This window comes from Streptomyces sp. NPDC020731 (genome assembly GCF_044334705.1).
GTDB lineage: Bacteria > Actinomycetota > Actinomycetes > Streptomycetales > Streptomycetaceae > Streptomyces.
Genome location: NZ_JBIRTN010000003.1, coordinates 162,005 through 179,224, shown reverse-complemented (window position 1 = coordinate 179,224; position 17,220 = coordinate 162,005). Strand labels below are relative to the sequence as shown.

Sequence of the window (17,220 nt, the reverse complement as noted above, 5' to 3'; positions counted from 1 at the left end):
GTGGTCACCCGAGCGGCAGGCCGGTGTAGCCCTCGGCGAGGTACGCGCGGCCGGCGTCCGACTCGACGACCGAGCGCAGCTCGCCGATCTGGCGCATGCGGTCGAAGTCGCTCGCCCCGGGCTGCAGATGCAGCATGCTCGTCATCCACCAGGAGAAGTGCTGCGCCTTCCAGATGCGCTTTTGGGCGGTCTCGGGGAAGGCGTCGAACAGGGACGCGTCCCCGTCGAGCAGCAGCGCGCGCAGCGCGTCGGTGAGGAGGACGACGTCGGCGACGGCGAGGTTCATGCCCTTGGCGCCGGTGGGCGGCACGGTGTGCGCCGCGTCGCCGACGAGCACGACCCGGCCCCGGCGCATCTCGTGCGCGACGAAGCTGCGGAAACGGAGCACGTCCCGCTGGAAGACGGGGCCCTCTTCGAGGGTGATGCCGGGGACGCGTGAGCGCAGGATCTCCCACAGTCGCTCCTCGGTGTACGCCTCGGGGTCGGTTGCCGGGTCGCACTGGAAGTACATGCGCTGCACCTCGGGGCTGCGCCGGCTGATCAGCGCGAAACCGTTCGGCGAATTGCTGTAGATCAGCTCCTCGGCGCTGGGCGGCGCCTCGCACAGGATGCCGAACCAGGCGAACGGGTACTCCCGGAAGCAGCCGCCGTGGCTGCCCGTGACGGCCTCGCGGGCCACGCCGCGGGAGCCGTCCGCACCGATGACGACATCGGCCTCGATCTCGACGGTGTCGCCCTCGGCGTCCTTGGCCACGACGCGCGGCCGGTTCGTCTCCGCGTCCTCCACGCGCTCGGCGGTCACTCCGAAGCGGAGGTCCTGGCCGGCGGCGAGGCGCGCGGCGACCAGATCCTTCAGCACCTCGTGCTGCGGATAGAGCCACACCGCCCGGCCGACGGTCGCGGCGAAGTCGATCCGGTGGCCCTCGCCGTCGAAGCGCAGCTCTATGCCCTCGTGCTTCCGCCCGGCCGTGAGAACCCGGTCGGAGGCCCCCGTCTCGCTGAGGACCTCGACGGTGCCCTGCTCCAGGATGCCGGCCCGGATGGTGGTCTCGATCTCCTCGCGGCTGCGGGAGTCGATGACGACCGACTCGATGCCGTGGCGGCCGAGCAGATGGGACAGCAGCAGGCCGGCGGGGCCTGCTCCGATGACGGCGACTCGGGTGCGTACGGGCATGTCGTCTCCTTCGACGGCCGACGGGGTGGCACGGAGTCTGGCGCCGGAGCACCCCTGTTGACGACGGACCTTCCCATTGAACGGGAACCGGATCCCCGCGACCCGCAGCCCGGCCGGTGGCTACGGGCGGCGCGCGCCGAGCGCCGCCGAGATGCCCGCGGCGGCGGAGCGCAGCGCCTCGGCCACGGGACCGGTCGGCGTGTCACGGGGGAGGACGACCGACAGCGCGGCGACCACCCGCCCGCGACCCTCGCGCACCGGCACGGCGACGCCCGTGGAGACGGCCTCGACCGTCCCCGGAGCCACGACGACGCCGTCACGCCGGATGCCGGCCAGGACCCGGCGCAGCTGCGCCGGGTCGGTCACGGTCCCCGGCGACACCGCCTCGAGCGGCTCGGCGAGGACCCGCTCCCGCAGCTCCTCCGGGCCGTGGGCGAGCAGGACCAGCCCCGACGACGAGGCGTGCAGGGGCAGCCGCCCGGCGATCCGGGTGATGTTCGCGCCCGCGTGCGGGTGGGACAGCCGCTCCACGAAGAGGGTCTCGCCGTTCTCCAGCACCGCGAGCTGGGTGTGCTCCCGGACCCGGGCCTGCACCCGCTCCATGAACGGCAGGGCCGCCTGCCGCAGGCGGAGGGCGTGGGAGCCGCGCAGCGCCAGCTCCCACAGCCGCATGCCCAGACGCACCCGCTGCTCCTCGTCCCGTTCCAGCAGCCCGCACTCCACGAGATCGGCCACGATCCGGTGCGCCGTGGACGACGGCAGCCTCGCGCGCCGTCCGATCTCCGCCGCCGTCTGCACGGTCCGGTCGGTGTCGAACGTCTCGAGGACGCGGACGATCCGTTCGGTGACCGTCTCCCCGGACCGTGAGTTCGCCATCGTCCGTCCTTCCCGGCTCTTCCGCGACGGGCGGGCGGCCGGCGTGCCGCCGTGTCGGGTATCGGGGCGGTGCCCCCTCGCGCAGGGCGCGGGAGAGGGACCTCACGCCGTGCGCGCCGCGCGCCGCCTCTCCCGCCCGCTCGCACCCGAGGAGGAACGGCCGCCCCTACGACGAACCGCGCCGCCTCGGAGCCGTCGTACGCACCGCGGTCCCGCTGCCGCCCGAGCGCCCGCGCCGGCCGCCCGTGGCCCGCGCCGCCCGCTCGGCCGCCCGTCGGCCAGGAGCCGGACGGAGATAATTTTGCATGACATGCATCTTTGCATAGCATGCAAGGCATGTCGGAGAAGGGCGCCGCGCGGGGCGGGCTGCGGGAGCGGAAGAAGCGGGCGACGCGTGCCGCCCTCGCCGAGGCCGCGGTGCGGCTGGCCGCCGAACACGGTGCGGAGAAGGTCACCGTCGAGGCGATCAGCGCGGCGGCCGGGGTGTCCGTGCGGACCTTCTTCAACTACTTCGACACCCGCGACGACGCCTTCGTCGTGATCGACGCGGACGCGGGTGCGCGGATGCGGCAGGCCGTACTCGACGCGCCGGCCACGCTCTCCCCGCTGCAGGCCCTGCGCGAGGCCATGGCGGCGGAACTCGCCGAGGCGGAGCAGCAGCACGAACTGTGGCGGCTGCACGCCCAGGTGCTGCACGCCTCGCCGCACCTGCTGGTCCGCACGCTCGGCGCGCACATGGCGGACGAGACCGAACTGGCCGAGGCCATCGCCGCGCGCATCCGCGCCGGCGGGCCGACGGCGTCCGTGTCCCCACCCGCCCCCGCGACCGACGAGGAACGGCGCGGCGCGCTCGACCTCTACCCGCGGCTGCTGGCCGCGGTGGCGGGCACCGCGGTGCGCACCAGCGTGGAGCACTGGTACGCCCGGCAGGAGGAAGCCGCCTTCCTCGACGTCTTCCGGGAGGTGTTCGCCCTCCTCGCCGCCGGTCTCCCGGCACCTCCCGCGTAAGTCCTCACACCGGCCGCCCGGCCTCCCGCCGCGGCCGCCGCCCCCGCTGTCCGTTCCGCGCCCATGAGCGGGCCGGCACCTGCCGGCGCCCGCCCCGCGCGTGACCGTTCGACCATGACCGAAAGAGATCCCGTGAGCTCACCCCCGGCGCCCGCCGACGCGCCTCCCACCTCCATGACCCACCGGCAGATACTCCAGGCCATGTCCGGCCTGATGGCCGGCATGTTCGTCGCGATCCTGGCCGGCACCGTCGTGGCCAACGCACTGCCCACGATCATCGCCGACCTGGGCGCGAGCCAGTCCTCCTACACCTGGGTCGTCACCTCCGAACTGCTGGCGATGACCGCGACGGTGCCCCTGTGGGGCAAGCTGTCCGACCTCTTCAACAAGAAGCTGCTGCTCCAGCTCTCGCTGGCCATGTTCGTGGTCGGCTCGCTGCTGGCGGGCTTCTCCGAAGGCGTCGGCCTGCTGATCTTCAGCCGGGTCGTGCAGGGCATCGGTGCCGGCGGTCTGACCGCCCTCGCCCAGGTCGTGATGGCCTCCGTCATCCCGCCCCGCCAACTGGGCAAGTACGCCGGCATCTTCGGTGCCGTCTTCGCGGTGGGCACCGTGGCCGGACCGCTGGTCGGCGGTGTGCTGGTCGACACCTCCTGGCTGGGCTGGCGCTGGTGCTTCTTCATCGGCGTGCCGTTCGCGCTGCTCGCCATCGCGCTGCTGCAGCGCACGCTGAGCCTGCCCACCGTGACGCGCAAGGTGCGCATCGACTGGCTCGGGGCCTTCCTGATCGTCGCCGGCGTCTGCGCGCTGCTCATCTGGGTGTCGCTGGCCGGCAACGAGTTCGACTGGGCGTCCTGGCAGACCGGTGCCCTCGCGGGCGGTGGCGTACTGCTGCTGGTCGCCGCGGTGTTCGTCGAGGCCCGCACCCCCGAGCCGGTCATCCCGCTCGACATCTTCCGCAACCGCACGGTCACGCTGACCACCGTCGCCAGCCTCCTGGTCGGTGTCGCCATGTTCGGCGGGACCGTCTTCCTCTCGCAGTACTTCCAGGTCTCCCTGGGCAAGTCGCCGACCGTCGCCGGTCTGATGAGCCTGCCGATGATCCTCGGCCTGCTGGTGTCGTCCACCGTCGCCGGACAGGTGATCAGCAGCACCGGCAAGTGGAAGCGGTACCTGGTGGCGGGCGCGGTCGTCATGACCGTCGGCCTCGGGCTGCTGTCCACGATCGACGCGAAGACGCACTTCGGTCTGCTCAGCCTCTACATGGCGATTCTGGGCGTCGGCGTCGGCATGCTGATGCAGAACCTGGTGCTCGCCGCGCAGAACGACGTGGCCGCCGCCGACCTGGGCGCCGCGACCTCCGTACTGTCCTTCTTCCGCAGCATGGGCGGCACCATCGGCGTCAGCGTCCTCGGCGCGATCCTCGCCAACCGGGTCACCAGCGAGACGACCAAGGGCCTCAAGGACGCGGGCATCACCGTGCCGGCCGGCGAGGGCTCGGGCGAGAGCAGCGTCCCGGACATGTCCACGCTGCCCGAACCGATGCGGGGCATCGTCGAGCACGCCTACGCCGTCGCCACGGCCGACCTGTTCCTCGTCGCCACGCCGTTCGCGCTGCTCGCCCTGGTCGCCGTCGTGTTCATCAAGGAGAAGCCGCTGAAGACCACCAGCGGCATGGAACGCCTCGCCGAGGAGTCCGCCACCGCGGACACCACGCCGGACGAGGACCGGGCGACCCCGGTCGCCTGATCCGGAACACGGCCGACGGGACGCGTGGAAAAGGACGGGGCCGCCCACCGCACGACGGTGGGCGGCCCCGTCCGGCGTCCACGAGGGATGAGCCGACCGGGTGATCACCCGTCGGGAGCCCCGGCCCACCCGGGTGATCACCGGTGGCGGGGCCCGACCCCCGCTCATAGCTTCGGCTCATGAACAAACGACACACCGCCCTTCTCGCCTGCGCCGCCGCCGTGGCCGCGGGGTTGGGCGCCGCCCCGTCGGTCCACCATCCGACCGTGCACCGCGTACAGCCCGGACAGTCGATCCAGAAGGCCGTGGACGCCGCGAAGCCGGGGGACACCGTCCTCCTCGCGCCCGGCACCTACAGGCAGAGCGTCGCCATCAAGGTGTCGGACCTGACCCTGCGCGGCCACGGCGCCGGCCGCACCGTACTGATGCCCGCGGCGGACGCCGCCGAGAGCAGGAGCGCCTGCGCCGGGGCGGGGAACGGCATCTGTGTCACCGGCACCGACAAGAGCCCTCTGAAGGACGTCACCGTACGGTCGCTGACGGTGCGGGGATTCGCCGAGAACGGGCTGTGGGCCACCGGAACCGACGGGCTGGAGGTCAAGCACGTGGTGGCGGAGAAGAACGGCCGGTGGGGCATCGCCGAGGAACGCTCCGTACACAGTGTGCTCAGCCACAACCTCGTCCGGAAGAACGGCGACGCCGGACTGTTCGTGTCCAACACCGTCGGCACCGAGGAAGGCGCCCGGGACGCGGAGAGGACCGTGATCCGTTACAACCGGATGGCCGACAACCGGGTCGGCGTCACCGTGCGCCGACTGCGGAACCTGACCGTCGACCGCAACGAGGCCACCGGCAACTGCGCCGCCGTGTTCGTGGTGGGCGACGAGTCCGAGCCGCGGGCCGGCGCCCTGCGCGTGACGCGCAACTACGTCCACGCCAACAACAAGTACTGCCCCGAGACGCCCCGGCTGCCCTTCCTGCAGGGCTCGGGCATCGTCCTCACCGGCGCCGAGGAGACCCTGGTCGCCTACAACCGGGTCGAGGACAACAAGGGCACCTCTCCGCTGTCCGGCGGCATCGTGCTCTTCAAGAGCCTCGTCGGCACCGCCGGTGAGCACAACGACATCCGCGACAACCTGGTGACCGGCAACAGCCCGGCCGACCTGGCCAACCGGGACACCGCCAGGAACAACACGTTCAGCCGCAACACCTGCACGCTCTCCGAGCCCGCGGGCATGTGCTGACCGACCCGGCCCCACCGCCCCCCCACCAACTGCACGACAGCAGAAGCGAGGCAACGGATGACCACCGTTGATCCGGCTCCCCCACCGCCCATGCGGCTGCGGGAGCTCGTTTTCGGGGCGGCGTGCGCCGCCGCCGTACGCGCGGCCGTCCGCCTGGGCGTGGCGGACGCGCTGGACGACACCCCCATGACCGTCGACGACCTGGCAACGGCGGTGAAGACCCAGCCGCACACCCTGCGGCGGCTGCTGCGCGCCCTGTCCTGCCAGGGCGTCTTCACCGAGAACCCCGACGGCACCTTCGGGCACACCGAGATGTCCCGGCTGCTGCGCGAGGACGACCCGCACAGCCTGCGGTACATCGCCCTGTGGTGCACCGAGCCATGGACCTGGAACGTCTGGCCGCTGCTCGACGAGGCGGTGCGCTCCGGCGGCAACGTCTTCGAGGACGCCTACGACCAGGAGTTCTTCACCTACCTCAACGAGTCCGCCCCCGAGTCCGCCCACGTGTTCAACCGGGCCATGACGACGTCCAGCGAGCAGTCCGCGCGCGACGTGGCCCGGCTGCTCGACCTGGACGACGCCTCCTCGGTCGTGGACATCGGGGGCGGCCAGGGGCACGTCCTGGCCGGCCTTCTGGAGAAGCACCCCCACCTGCACGGCACCCTGCTCGACCTGCCGGGCGTCGTCGAGAAAGCGGACCCCCGGCTGCGCCGGGGCGGTTCGCTCGCCGGCCGGGTCGAGGTCGTGGCCCGGGACTGCCGCGAGGACGTCCCCGTCCGGGCGGACGTGTACATCATCAAGAACGTCCTCGAGTGGGACGACGACAGCACCCGCCGGGTGCTCGCCAACGTCCGCGCGGCGGCACGGCCCGGAGCCCGTGTCGTCGTCATCGAGAACCTCGTCGACGACACCCCGTCGATGCGGTTCACCACCGCCATGGACCTGCTGCTGCTCCTCAACGTCGGCGGCGCCAAGCACACCCGGCAGAGCATGGTCGACCGGCTGACCGGCGCGGGCCTCGTCATCGGCGACGTCAGCCCGGTCAACGCCTACCTCCACGCCTTCGAGTGCACCGTCCCCGGCTGACCGAAGGCACGCCGCCACCCCCGAGGCCGCCGGCCCCGCGACTGACGCGGGGCCGGCGGCCTCGGGGTTTCGGCGGCCGCTCGCTCAGGAGCCGGCGCTCCGCTCCCAGCGGTAGAAGCACTGCGCCATGGCGTCCTTGGGACCGCGCCAGGTGGCCGGGTCGTACGGGCTGACGTACGCCTCCAGCCGCTCGCTGATGCGGCGGAACTCGGGGTGTCCGGCGACCTTCGCGATCGCCGGCGCCGGGTCCTGCTCGGCCTCGATGAGGTGCAGGTACACGTCGTCGCCGAACTGGAAGAGGCTGCGCCGGCCGACACCGACCAGATGGGGGAGTTCACCCCGGTCGGAGGCGGCGAACACGTCGGCGATGTCCGGCGCCGAGCCGGGCTTCATCCGGGCGACGATGAGGGCGTGGTGCATCGGGTGTCCTTCCTTGGACCGGTGTTCAGCGCGAGGACGCGACGGACGCGCTCTCGCTGTCGCGGGCGACCTGCTCGATCCGGTCCCGGATGAGGGTCATCTGCGTACGGGAGTTGCGGTTGATGTTGTCCGTCATCCAGTCGTCGTCGACCGGGGCGTCGGGCTTCATCGCGAAGTCCTGCGTCCAGCGCATCTGCACGCCGCCCGGCAGCTCCGCGTACTCCCACACGATGTCCATGTGGGCGAACGGGCCCGTCTCGACCCGGCGGGCGTGGACCGTGCGCTTCCCGCGGTCCGGGGTGCGCTCCGACACCCAGCTCCACACCTTGCCGTTCTCGTCCGGGTGCATGGTCAGCCGGAACCTCGTCGTGGCGCCCTCGCGGGAGAGGACCTCCACGGACGCGTACTCGCTGAACAGCCGCGGCCAGTTCTCCAGGTCGTTGGTCATCTCCCACACGAGGTCGAAGGGAGCGTCGATGGTGATGCTGTTCTCGGTGTGTCCGGCCACTTTCAGGCTCCAGCCGTGAGGGTGCTGTTGATCAGGTTCAGGAACTCGCGGGGTGTACGGCAGCGCTCCGAGTCGGGGGGAAACGACTGGCCGTACCGGTTCTCCAGCTCGCCGACGATGCCGAGCAGACCGAGCGAGTCGAGGCCGAAGACGTCGAAGGGGGACTCCGCCGACTGCTTCAGTTCCCGGGGGTCGACGCTGATGCCGGCAGCCTGCTTCATCAGCGCGGCCAGCTCGTCGAAGGTCACTTCGGAGGTGATCATGGGTGCCTGCTCCTTCCCCGCCCGGTCCTAACGGGCGGAATCGTCACCGCGGCGCAGGACCAGCGCCGCGTTGGAGCCCATCAGTCCCCTGCTGAGGACCAGGGCGGTGCGCAGCTCGGCGGGGCGAGCGCGCGACATCACCAGGTCGATGTCGTGGCAGACGTCGAACACGTTGGGTGTCGGGGGTACCTGACCGTGCTCCATGGCGAGCACCGCGGCCACCGTGTCCAGCACGGGTGCCGCGCAGTAGGCGCGCCCGATGCCCGTCTTGGGCGCCGTGACCGGGACGCGGGTACCGTGCGCGCCCAGGGCGTCGGCGATCGCCAGCGCCTCGGCGCGGTCCGCCTCGGGGACGCCCAGGGCGTCGGCGAACACGACGTCGATCTCCTCCGGGGCACAGCCCGCCTCGTCGAGGGCGCCGCGGATCGCGCGGGCCAGACCCTCCCGGGACTCCGCCCAGCGGGAGGCCCCGGTGAACGTGGCGGCGTGGCCGGCCACGGTGGCCCGTACGGGCACTCCGCGCCTCCGGGCCCGGTCCTCGTCCTCCACGACGAGCAGCGCGCCGCCCTCGGCGGGCACGAAACCGCACGCCTTCTCGGTGAACGGGCGGTAGGCACGTTCGGGGTCGTCGAGGGTGCTGAGCTCGGGGTAGCCGAGCTGGCACACCATCGAGTACGGGGCCAGCGGCGCCTCCGCGGCGCCCACGACCATGACGTCGGTGCCGCGGCCCACGGCCCGGCTCGCGTGCGCGAGGGAGTCCAGACCGCCCGCCTCGTCGCTCGCCACCACCCCGCACGGCCCCTTGAGGCCGCTGCGGATGGAGATCTGGCCGGTGCTCGCGGCGTAGAACCAGGCGATGGACTGGTAGGGGCCGACGAACTTGGAGCCCTTCCCCCACAGTTTCTGCAGCTCGCGCTGGCCGAACTCGCCACCGCCCGATCCGGCGGCGGTGACCACGCCGATGGAGAACGGCTCGGCGGGATCGCCGCCGAGCCCGGCGTCGTCGAGGGCGAGGGCGGCGGCGGCCATCGCGAAGTGGCTGAACCGGTCGGTCTGCACCAGGAACCGGTCCTCGATGAGGGCCGCCGGGTCGAAGGCCCGGACCTCGCCCGCCACTCGGAGCGGCAGATGGTCACAGCCCTCGCGGCTGATCAGATCCAGCACGCCGATGCCTTCGCGGACGGACTTCCAGTAGGCGTCGGTCCGCAGTCCGTTGGGCGCGACCACACCGATGCCGGTGACGGCCGCGCGCCCGGGGCGTCGATTGCTCATCGTGTCCTCCCACCCGGCCCGGACAGCAGCACCGCGGACTGGAAGCCGCCGAAGCCGCTGCCGACGGAGAGCACATGGTTCAGCTTCCGCGGGCGGGCGGTGCGCGGCACGTAGTCCAGGTCGCACTCGGGGTCGGGGGTCTCGTAGTTCGCCGTGGGCGGCACCACCTGGTGCTTCAGCGCGAGGACGCAGGCGACCACCTCGATCGCGCCGATCGCGCCCAGCGAGTGCCCCACCATCGACTTGATGGAGCTCATGGGCGTCCCAAAGGCGTGCGCGCCCAGGGACCGCTTCACGGCGGCCGTCTCGTGCCGGTCGTTCTGCCGGGTGCCGGAGCCGTGCGCGTTGACGTAGTCGATCAGTGTGGGGTCGATACGGGCCTGGTCGAGCGTGGTGTCGATCGCCCGGGCCATCTCCAGTCCCTCACTGGTCAGACCGGTCATGTGGTAGGCGTTGCCGTAGGTGGCGTAGCCGCTGATCTCGCAGAGGATCTCCGCGCCGCGGGCCCGTGCGTGCTCGTACTCCTCGAGGACGAGCACGGCCGCGCCCTCGCCCATCACGAAGCCGTCGCGGTGGGCGTCGAAGGGCCGGGAGGCGTGCTCGGGGTCGTCGTTGTTGGGTGACGTCGCCTTGATGGCGTCGAAGCAGGCCATCGTGATCGGTGAGATCGGCGAGTCCGACGCCCCCGTGATGCAGACGTCGGCCCGGCCCTCGGTGATGGTGTGGAAGGCGTAGCCGACCGCGTCGAGCCCGGAGGTGCAGCCGGTGGAGACGGTCTGCACCGGGCCCCGGGCGTTGAACCGCTCGGCGACGACCGAGGCGAGCGTGCTCGGCGAGAAGGCCAGGTGCAGCTTCGGCTCCGCCTCCCGGTGGTCCACGTCCCAGCGCCGGCCGCGCTCGCTGACCCGCACGTAGTCGTGTTCCAGCCGGGTGGTGCCGCCGACCGCGCTGCCCAGCGAGACCGCGGTGCGCCAGGGGTCCACGGCCTCGGTGTCGAGTCCGGATTCCCGGACGGCCTCGGCGGCGGCGACCAGGGCGAACTGGAGGTAACGGTCCGCGTGTTGGCACAGATCCGCGTCCAGGCCGTGCTCGAACGGGTCGAAGTCGCATTCGGCGGCTATGCGCGAGCGCAGGCCCGCCGGATCGAACAGGGAGATGCCGCGGGTCGCGGTGCGGCCGGCTGTCAGAAGATCCCAGAACGCCGTCGCTCCGATGCCGCCGGGAGCGACCACACCTATACCGGTGACGGCCACCCGGCGGGTCATTTTATGGCCTCGCTCGGCTCGGCCGGCCGGCCGAGCTCGGGACCGCCGACCTTCAACTGCGGCCCGGCGACGGCGCTTTCGGTCTCCTCGGTGTCGACGTGGCCGAGGCTCGGATGCGGGGCGAGCGGGCCCAGGTGGAACACCATGCGGGCCTCCCGGTCGGAGACGTTGCGGAAGCGGTGCCGCATGTCGATCGGGATCATCAGTCCCTGCTCGGCGCGGAGCGCGAACGGCTCGCCGTCCAGGTCCACTTCGAGCGCGCCGCTGACCACGTACACGAACTCCTCGGAGTACGGGTGGTAGTGCTCGCCGATGCGCTCACCGGGCTTGATGATCGCCAGGCCCATGAAGCCGCTGGTGGAGCCCACGGTGGCCGGGGTGAGCAGGGTCCTGAGGTCGCCTCCGCGCCGTCGGTTGGGTTCCGTCTCGCTCAGGTCCACGATGCGTGGATGCTGCTTGGACATGGTTGTTACCTCCGGGTGTGCCGGTGACGTCCGGGCGGGCACGGCCCGGACGTCACCGCGGTGGACCGTCAGGAATCCGCAGAGCTGCGGTCGGTGACGGGCATCATGTCGGCGTGCGCCAGGAGCCGGTGCAAGGTGCGCTCCGAGTCCAGGGAGCCCTCGACGCCGATCGCGGCGCCGTCCAGGAGACGCTCCAGCTCGGCCGCCTTGCCCGGGGCCTTGACGCCGAGGGCGGCGGCGGGGTCGAGATCGAGTTCGCCGGTGACGTCGATCATGCGGACCACGACGTCGTCGCGCTGGAAGACGGTGCTCGCGTACACCGGGCTGTCCGGGTCGTTCGCCGCGGCCTCGTCCTGGTGGGCGAGGAACCGGGCCAGCTCCAGGCCGCGGTCCGTCACAGCCGGGTAGTACAGCATGTGCCGCCGCAGGCGGGCGGGTTCCGGGCGACCGGCCGCCACGTGCTGCATGGCCGGGAGCGCCGCCCGGGTGAAGAACACCCGCGCGGAGTCGGAGTCGGACAGATCCCGGTCCTGCTCCAGATAGGGGTTGATGGCCTCTTCCACCGCCTGGACCTCGGGCTGACTGGCCACGTGGCACAGGGTGGCCAGCAGGTCGCCCTCCACCTCCACGGCCCGCACGACACGGTTGCCGTGCATGAAGAGTGAGGTGCGGTGCAGTCGTGTGATGCCGTTGATCCGCGCCTCGGGCGCCTCGTAGTTGGCCAGGATGTCCACGACCTTGGACTCGGAGCCCGGCTTCACGGTGAAGGTGAGGGCGTGACGGGTCATCCCGGCACCCACGCGGGGTGCCTTCTGGAGGCTCGTCCGCGCGACCTCGGTGGTGAGCGGCTGGTCCGGATGGGTCTCGCGGAGGACGCTGTAGCGCATCGACCGGGTGTCCCGGACGCAGCTGTGCATCGGCCGGACGATCTCGATGTGCTCCTCGCTGTTCACCCACGCGAGGAACGGCAGGGCGCTCTCCCACTCGCTGGTGATGAGCCACTGCGAGGGGTTCTCGATCGACTGGCACAGTTGGTCACTGATGTGACCGGGGACGGACGCGACCTTGTTGCGCATGTGCTCGTACGCGTCGAGGAACTGCTCCTGGGCCCCGTCGTGCAGGTCGAGCAGCAGGATCACCCGCAGCCTCGAGCCGTCGAACGCCGACTGCGATATGCGTGCCGACATGGTCATCCGGCGCACCTCTCCTCTTCTTCGGAAGGTCAGGAACGACCGCCGTGTCCGAAGGGCCGGGGTCGCCATGAGTCGATCGTTGACGCGACTTTCCGGTGCGCGCGAGCGACACGGGGCAGGCGGGTGAACCGCGCGCCATCCGGGTGCCGCCGGGACGCGGACCGGCCCGCACCGGGCATGAAAGGTGCGTCCTGTTCCACAGCCCGTCGAGGGCGACGCTGGAGGCGTTTCAATGAATCGATCGGATACGGCCGGCCGGGCGGATCACCGCACGCCGGTCCTCATCGTCGGCGGCTCCCTGGTGGGCCTGTCCATGTCCCTGTTCCTGGGACGCCTCGGTGTGCCGCACACGCTCGTCGAACGCCACGCGGGCACGTCGATCCACCCACGCGGGCGGGGAAACAACGTACGCACCATGGAGCTGTTCCGGGCGGCCGGACTCGAGCAGCGCATCGGCCGGGCCGCGTCGGTCCTGTCGGAGAACCACGGCATCTGGCAGACCCCGAGCCTGGCGGGTGACGAGGGCGAGTGGCTGCTCCAGGAGATCGACCCCGGTGGCGGCCTCGCCCGCTTCAGCCCCAGCGGGTGGTGCCTGTGCAGCCAGAACGACCTGGAACCGGTGCTCCTCGAGGGAGCCCGCGAACTCGGCGGGGATCTGCGCTTCGGGACGGAGATGCTCTCCTTCGACCAGGACACCGAGGGTGTGACGGTGCTGGTCAAGAGCCGGGAGACCGGCGAGCACGCCAGGATCCGGGCGGACTACCTCGTCGCCGCCGACGGCCCGCGCAGCCCCGTCCGTGAGGCGCTGGACATCGGGCAGAACGGCCCGGGCGACCTGTTCCACAACGTGAGTCTCACGTTCACCTCCCGTGACCTCGCCGGCGTCGTCGGGGACCGGCGGTTCATCGTCTGCTACCTGACCAACCCGGACGCCGACGGAGCCCTGCTGCCGGTCGACAACCGGGAGCACTGGGTGTTCCACGCCCCCTGGCACCCCGAACACGGCGAAACCATCGAGGAGTTCACCGACGAGCGGTGCGTCGCTCACATCCGGAAGGCCGTCGGAGTGCCGGACCTCGACGTGGAGATCACCGGCCGGGCCGCCTGGCACGCCGCCGAGCGGGTCGCCGAACGGTACGCGGACGGCCGGGTGTTCCTGGCCGGCGACTCCGCCCACGAGATGTCGCCCACCGGGGCGTTCGGCTCCAACACCGGCATCCAGGACGCCCACAACCTCGCCTGGAAGCTGGCCGCCGTGCTCGGCGGCTGGGCCGCGCCCGGCCTGCTGGAGTCCTACGACGCCGAACGCCGGCCCGTCGCGGAGGCGACCAGTGCCCGTGCCTCCTCCCGTTCGAGCGAGCACAGCCACCCCGGATACACGCCCGCCCCCGGCGCCCCCTCCCTCGGAGCCCCCTCCCTAGGAGCCCCCGCCCCCGGTGGTCCCGGAGCCGGTGGCCCCGGCGGTCCCGGCAGGCCTGGCGGTCCTGGAGCCGGTGGCCCCGGCGGTCCCGGCAGGCCTGGCGGTCCTGGAGCCGGCGGTCCCGGAGCCGGTGGTCCCGGTGGCCCCGGGATGAAGCAGGGCGGCATCCTCAACGTGGCGCTCTGCTACCGCTATCCGCGCGGCGCGGTCCTGGGCGCCGACCAGGCGGCGCCGGTCATCCCCGACGGGGTGATGCTGACCGGCGAGCCCGGCAGCCGGGCCCCGCACGTGTGGCTGGAGCGCTCCGGCACCCGGATCTCCACGCTCGACCTGTACGAGCGGTCGTGCGTGCTGCTGAGTTCCGCGAACGGCGCCTGCGACTGGCACACCGCGGCGGCGGAGGTCGCGAAGGACCTGTCCGTACCGCTCGACGCGTACCGGGTGGGTGACGGCCCCGACGCGGAACTGAGCCCCGAGGGCGGTGCCGACTGGGCCCGGGCGCACGGGATCACCGCGGACGGCGCGGTACTGGTCCGCCCCGACGGCTTCGTCGCCTGGCGCTCCGAAGGGCCCGTACCGGGCCCGGCGGAGGTGCTGCGGGAGGTCGTCACCACCGTCCTGGCGCGGAACTGACGGGAGAGCGGCGGCCGGCGGGCGTCACGCTCGGCCGATGCCGCCCTGCCGTCCCCGTTCCGACTTGGACATGTGCTGCTCGAAGCGCTGGAGGGCGGGGCCGTCGACGTCCCAGGGCCAAGGGGTGACCATGCCCTGGAGGGCCTGGAAGACAGGGTGCGCGTCGGCGGCCCGGCCGGCCGCGCACAGCGCGTACGCCAAGACGTTCAGATCGGCCAGCGCCGCCGCGTGCTGGAAGAAACCCGGCTTCGCCCACAGCGCGGCCGCCTGCTCCAGCGCGGCCGCGATCTGCCCGCCCTCCCACAGCTGACCGGCCGTCATGGCCCGCACCCCGCCCTGCGCCAGCAGCCCCTGGTACTGCCGTACGGCGGCGGTCAACTCGACCGCCGCACATGGCGCGTTGGCCGGGATACGGGTGCGCACCACGTCGACGAAGTCGAGGACGGCCGCGCTGGAACCCCCTTCCTCCGGCGACAGGTACGCGAGCATCTGCAGATACGCCTCACGGTGCCAGCGGTCGCGCCCGGTGGCCTCCCGCCAGACGGCGTTGACGTCGTTCTGGCCGTAGCGCTCGATCCGGGACACACCGAGCAGGACCACCCACGGCAGCGGATCCTCCGGTCTTCGTTCGGCGGCCTGGTGGCACTGGGAGACCAGCTGTCCGGCGTCCTCCAGGTGCCCGTCCCGCAGACCGCGTGTCAGTCCGGCCCAGGAGTGGAGCAGCAGGGCGTCCGCGCTCCCCGGCTCCCTGTCCAGCCACGCCGCCGCGAGCCCCGCGTCGGCCGTCGCCTCGGCCAGTACGGACAGCCGGTGGCCGCGCCGGTCCCAGTCGTCCCCGGACTCCTCCAGCAAGGAGGCCACGAGCGTCACGTCCGCGGCCTTGCCGCCCCCGTTCCGCTTGCTCAACCGCCCGAGCACGCGCGCCAGGTCGGCGTCGTCGAGGGCGGGCACTGTCCGAGGTCTGCTGGTGCGACTGCTGAAGAGGGCCATGCCGGAAGACTAGGAACTCCACGTGCCCCGGCAACCAGGACGGGGTGATCGTTACCGATCTGCCCCTTACCGCCGGTACGCCGGGCAGGCCGGGGCGGGGCGGGGCACCTCACCGGCCCCGCCCCGTCGTTCCGCTTGCCGGCTGCCCGGGTCAGACCGCCGGGGCCGGGTAGGTCGGGTACTCCACCCCGGAAACGTACTGGACGACCCGGACGACCTGGCAGGAGTAGCCGAACTCGTTGTCGTACCAGAGGTAGAGGATCGCGTTGTCGCCCTCGACCTTCAGTGCGCCGGCGTCGACGATCGAGGCGTGGCGCGAGCCGATGAAGTCGCTGGAGACCGCGTCGGGTGCGCTGATGAAGTCGATCTGGCGCTTGAGCGGCGAGGTCAGCGACACGTTGCGCAGGTGGTCCAGGACCTCCTGACGGTCGGTCGCGCGGCCCAGCTGGAGGTTGAGGATCGCGATCGAGACGTCCGGCACGGGGACCCGGATCGAGCTGCCGGTGATGGTCGCGTCGAGGTCGGGCAGCGCCTTGGCGACGGCCGAGGCGGCACCCGTCTCGGTGATCACCATGTTCATCGGCGCCGAACGGCCGCGGCGCTCCGACTTGTGGTAATTGTCCAACAGGTTCTGGTCGTTGGTGAACGAGTGCACCGTCTCCACGTGCCCGCGCAGCACACCGTACTCGTCCGCCATCGCCTTCAGCGGCGGCACGATCGCGTTGGTGGTGCAGGACGCGCAGGACAGGATCCGCTCGTCCGGCTTGAGGGTGTCGTGGTTGACGCCGTGCACGATGTTGGGCACGTCGCCCTTGCCGGGCGCGGTCAGCACCACCTTGTCGATACCGGGACGCAGGTGCTGCGAAAGCCCTTCGCGGTCGCGCCACTTGCCTGTGTTGTCGATGAGGATGGCGCTCTTGATGCCGTACGCCGTGTAGTCGATCTCCGTCGGGTCGCCCGCGTAGATCACCTTGATGGTGTTGCCGTTGGCGACGATCGTGTTGTTCGCCTCGTCGACGGTGATCGTGCCCTGGAACTGACCGTGCACGGAGTCGCGGCGCAGCAGCGAGGCCCGCTTGACGAGGTCCTGCTCACCGCCCTGGCGGACCACGATCGCGCGCAGCCGCAGCCCGTTGCCGGACCCCGACTTCTCGATGAGCAGCCGGGCCAGGAGGCGGCCGATGCGGCCGAAGCCGTAGAGGACGACGTCGCGCGGCTCACGGCGGTCGATCCTGCCGGCGCCGGTCGCGCCGGCGACGGCCTCGGCGGTGAACTCGGCCACCGACCGGCCCCGGTCGTCGGCGCGGTGGGCCTCGGCGAGCAGGCCGATGTCGATCTGGGACGGGCCGAGGTCGAGCGTGGTGAGCGCCTGCAGGAAGGGCAGCGTCTCGGTGACCGAGAGCTCCTCGCCGGCGATCTGCCGGGCGAAGCGGTGGGTCTTGAGAATGCTGACCACCGACTTGTTCACCAAGGAGCGGCTGTGCAGCAGGACGGTCACGTCCCGCTCCCGGTGCAGCTTCCCGATGATCGGGATCATCGACTCCGCGATCTCCTCGCGGTGCTTCCAGTTGGTGAACGAGTCTTCGTTGACAGTCACAGGATCATCTTTCGAGCTAGAGGGTGCTCATATGATAGCCACGTGGGTCCTCGGGTCCGGA

At 71.7% G+C, this 17,220-nt stretch carries 16 protein-coding genes; 5 read left to right on the top strand and 11 right to left on the bottom strand.

The window, feature by feature from the left end; translation table 11 throughout:
* Nucleotides 1-4: 4 nt before the first annotated feature.
* Nucleotides 5-1,174, bottom strand: coding sequence for a 4-hydroxybenzoate 3-monooxygenase (locus ACH4VX_RS05915; protein WP_398366099.1), 1,170 nt, complete (start codon nucleotides 1,172-1,174; stop codon nucleotides 5-7).
* A gap of 120 nt (nucleotides 1,175-1,294) precedes the next feature.
* A complete protein-coding gene (locus ACH4VX_RS05910) occupies nucleotides 1,295-2,050 on the bottom strand; it encodes an IclR family transcriptional regulator (RefSeq protein ID WP_398366098.1) in 756 nt (251 codons plus the stop codon).
* A 327-nt stretch (nucleotides 2,051-2,377) separates the two neighbouring features.
* On the opposite strand from ACH4VX_RS05910, the gene ACH4VX_RS05905 reads away from it, so the two are divergent.
* The 4 genes from ACH4VX_RS05905 (at nucleotide 2,378) to ACH4VX_RS05890 (ending at nucleotide 7,134) form a co-directional block, all read left to right on the top strand.
* Nucleotides 2,378-3,058, top strand: coding sequence for a TetR family transcriptional regulator (locus tag ACH4VX_RS05905; RefSeq protein WP_398366097.1), 681 nt, complete (start codon nucleotides 2,378-2,380; stop codon nucleotides 3,056-3,058).
* Between the two features lie 174 nt (nucleotides 3,059-3,232).
* The gene (locus ACH4VX_RS05900; RefSeq protein WP_398366305.1) at nucleotides 3,233-4,804 is read left to right on the top strand and encodes an MDR family MFS transporter; all 1,572 of its coding nucleotides are present in this window, start codon (nucleotides 3,233-3,235) and stop codon (nucleotides 4,802-4,804) included.
* A gap of 179 nt (nucleotides 4,805-4,983) precedes the next feature.
* Nucleotides 4,984-6,048 carry a nitrous oxide reductase family maturation protein NosD gene (locus ACH4VX_RS05895; RefSeq protein ID WP_398366096.1) on the top strand — a complete coding sequence of 355 codons (1,065 nt, stop codon included), beginning with the start codon at nucleotides 4,984-4,986 and terminating at the stop codon, nucleotides 6,046-6,048.
* Between the two features lie 57 nt (nucleotides 6,049-6,105).
* Entirely contained in the window at nucleotides 6,106-7,134 is a 1,029-nt protein-coding gene (locus ACH4VX_RS05890) for a methyltransferase (RefSeq protein WP_398366095.1), read from the top strand.
* A gap of 84 nt (nucleotides 7,135-7,218) precedes the next feature.
* Here ACH4VX_RS05890 and ACH4VX_RS05885 read toward each other — a convergent pair whose 3' ends face one another.
* The 7 genes from ACH4VX_RS05885 to ACH4VX_RS05855 form a co-directional block, all read right to left on the bottom strand.
* Nucleotides 7,219-7,554, bottom strand: a complete 336-nt coding sequence (locus ACH4VX_RS05885) for a TcmI family type II polyketide cyclase (RefSeq protein ID WP_398366094.1) — start codon at nucleotides 7,552-7,554, stop codon at nucleotides 7,219-7,221.
* Nucleotides 7,555-7,579: 25 nt separating this feature from the next.
* Nucleotides 7,580-8,062, bottom strand: coding sequence for an SRPBCC family protein (locus ACH4VX_RS05880; protein WP_398366093.1), 483 nt, complete (start codon nucleotides 8,060-8,062; stop codon nucleotides 7,580-7,582).
* 2 nt (nucleotides 8,063-8,064) lie between these two features.
* Nucleotides 8,065-8,325: an acyl carrier protein gene (locus ACH4VX_RS05875; RefSeq protein ID WP_398366092.1), complete on the bottom strand. Its 261-nt coding sequence runs from the start codon at nucleotides 8,323-8,325 to the stop codon at nucleotides 8,065-8,067.
* A gap of 27 nt (nucleotides 8,326-8,352) precedes the next feature.
* Nucleotides 8,353-9,597: a ketosynthase chain-length factor gene (locus tag ACH4VX_RS05870; RefSeq protein WP_398366091.1), complete on the bottom strand. Its 1,245-nt coding sequence runs from the start codon at nucleotides 9,595-9,597 to the stop codon at nucleotides 8,353-8,355.
* Nucleotides 9,594-10,862, bottom strand: coding sequence for a beta-ketoacyl-[acyl-carrier-protein] synthase family protein (locus ACH4VX_RS05865; RefSeq protein WP_398366090.1), 1,269 nt, complete (start codon nucleotides 10,860-10,862; stop codon nucleotides 9,594-9,596). Before ACH4VX_RS05865 ends, ACH4VX_RS05870 begins: the two co-directional genes overlap by 4 nt.
* On the bottom strand, nucleotides 10,859-11,326 hold the full coding sequence (locus ACH4VX_RS05860) for a cupin domain-containing protein (protein ID WP_398366089.1): 468 nt from the start codon (nucleotides 11,324-11,326) through the stop codon (nucleotides 10,859-10,861). The genes ACH4VX_RS05865 and ACH4VX_RS05860 overlap by 4 nt, the downstream gene beginning before the upstream one ends.
* A 68-nt stretch (nucleotides 11,327-11,394) precedes the next feature.
* Complete coding sequence (locus ACH4VX_RS05855) at nucleotides 11,395-12,519, bottom strand: SchA/CurD-like domain-containing protein (RefSeq protein WP_398366088.1); 1,125 nt, start codon at nucleotides 12,517-12,519, stop codon at nucleotides 11,395-11,397.
* Nucleotides 12,520-12,751: 232 nt separating this feature from the next.
* On the opposite strand from ACH4VX_RS05855, the gene ACH4VX_RS05850 reads away from it, so the two are divergent.
* Entirely contained in the window at nucleotides 12,752-14,572 is a 1,821-nt protein-coding gene (locus ACH4VX_RS05850; RefSeq protein WP_398366087.1) for an FAD-dependent oxidoreductase, read from the top strand.
* A 24-nt stretch (nucleotides 14,573-14,596) separates the two neighbouring features.
* Here ACH4VX_RS05850 and ACH4VX_RS05845 read toward each other — a convergent pair whose 3' ends face one another.
* Nucleotides 14,597-15,562, bottom strand: a complete 966-nt coding sequence (locus ACH4VX_RS05845) for a hypothetical protein (RefSeq protein ID WP_398366086.1) — start codon at nucleotides 15,560-15,562, stop codon at nucleotides 14,597-14,599.
* A gap of 151 nt (nucleotides 15,563-15,713) precedes the next feature.
* Nucleotides 15,714-17,159 carry a glyceraldehyde-3-phosphate dehydrogenase gene (locus ACH4VX_RS05840; protein ID WP_398366085.1) on the bottom strand — a complete coding sequence of 482 codons (1,446 nt, stop codon included), beginning with the start codon at nucleotides 17,157-17,159 and terminating at the stop codon, nucleotides 15,714-15,716.
* Nucleotides 17,160-17,220 lie beyond the last annotated feature (61 nt).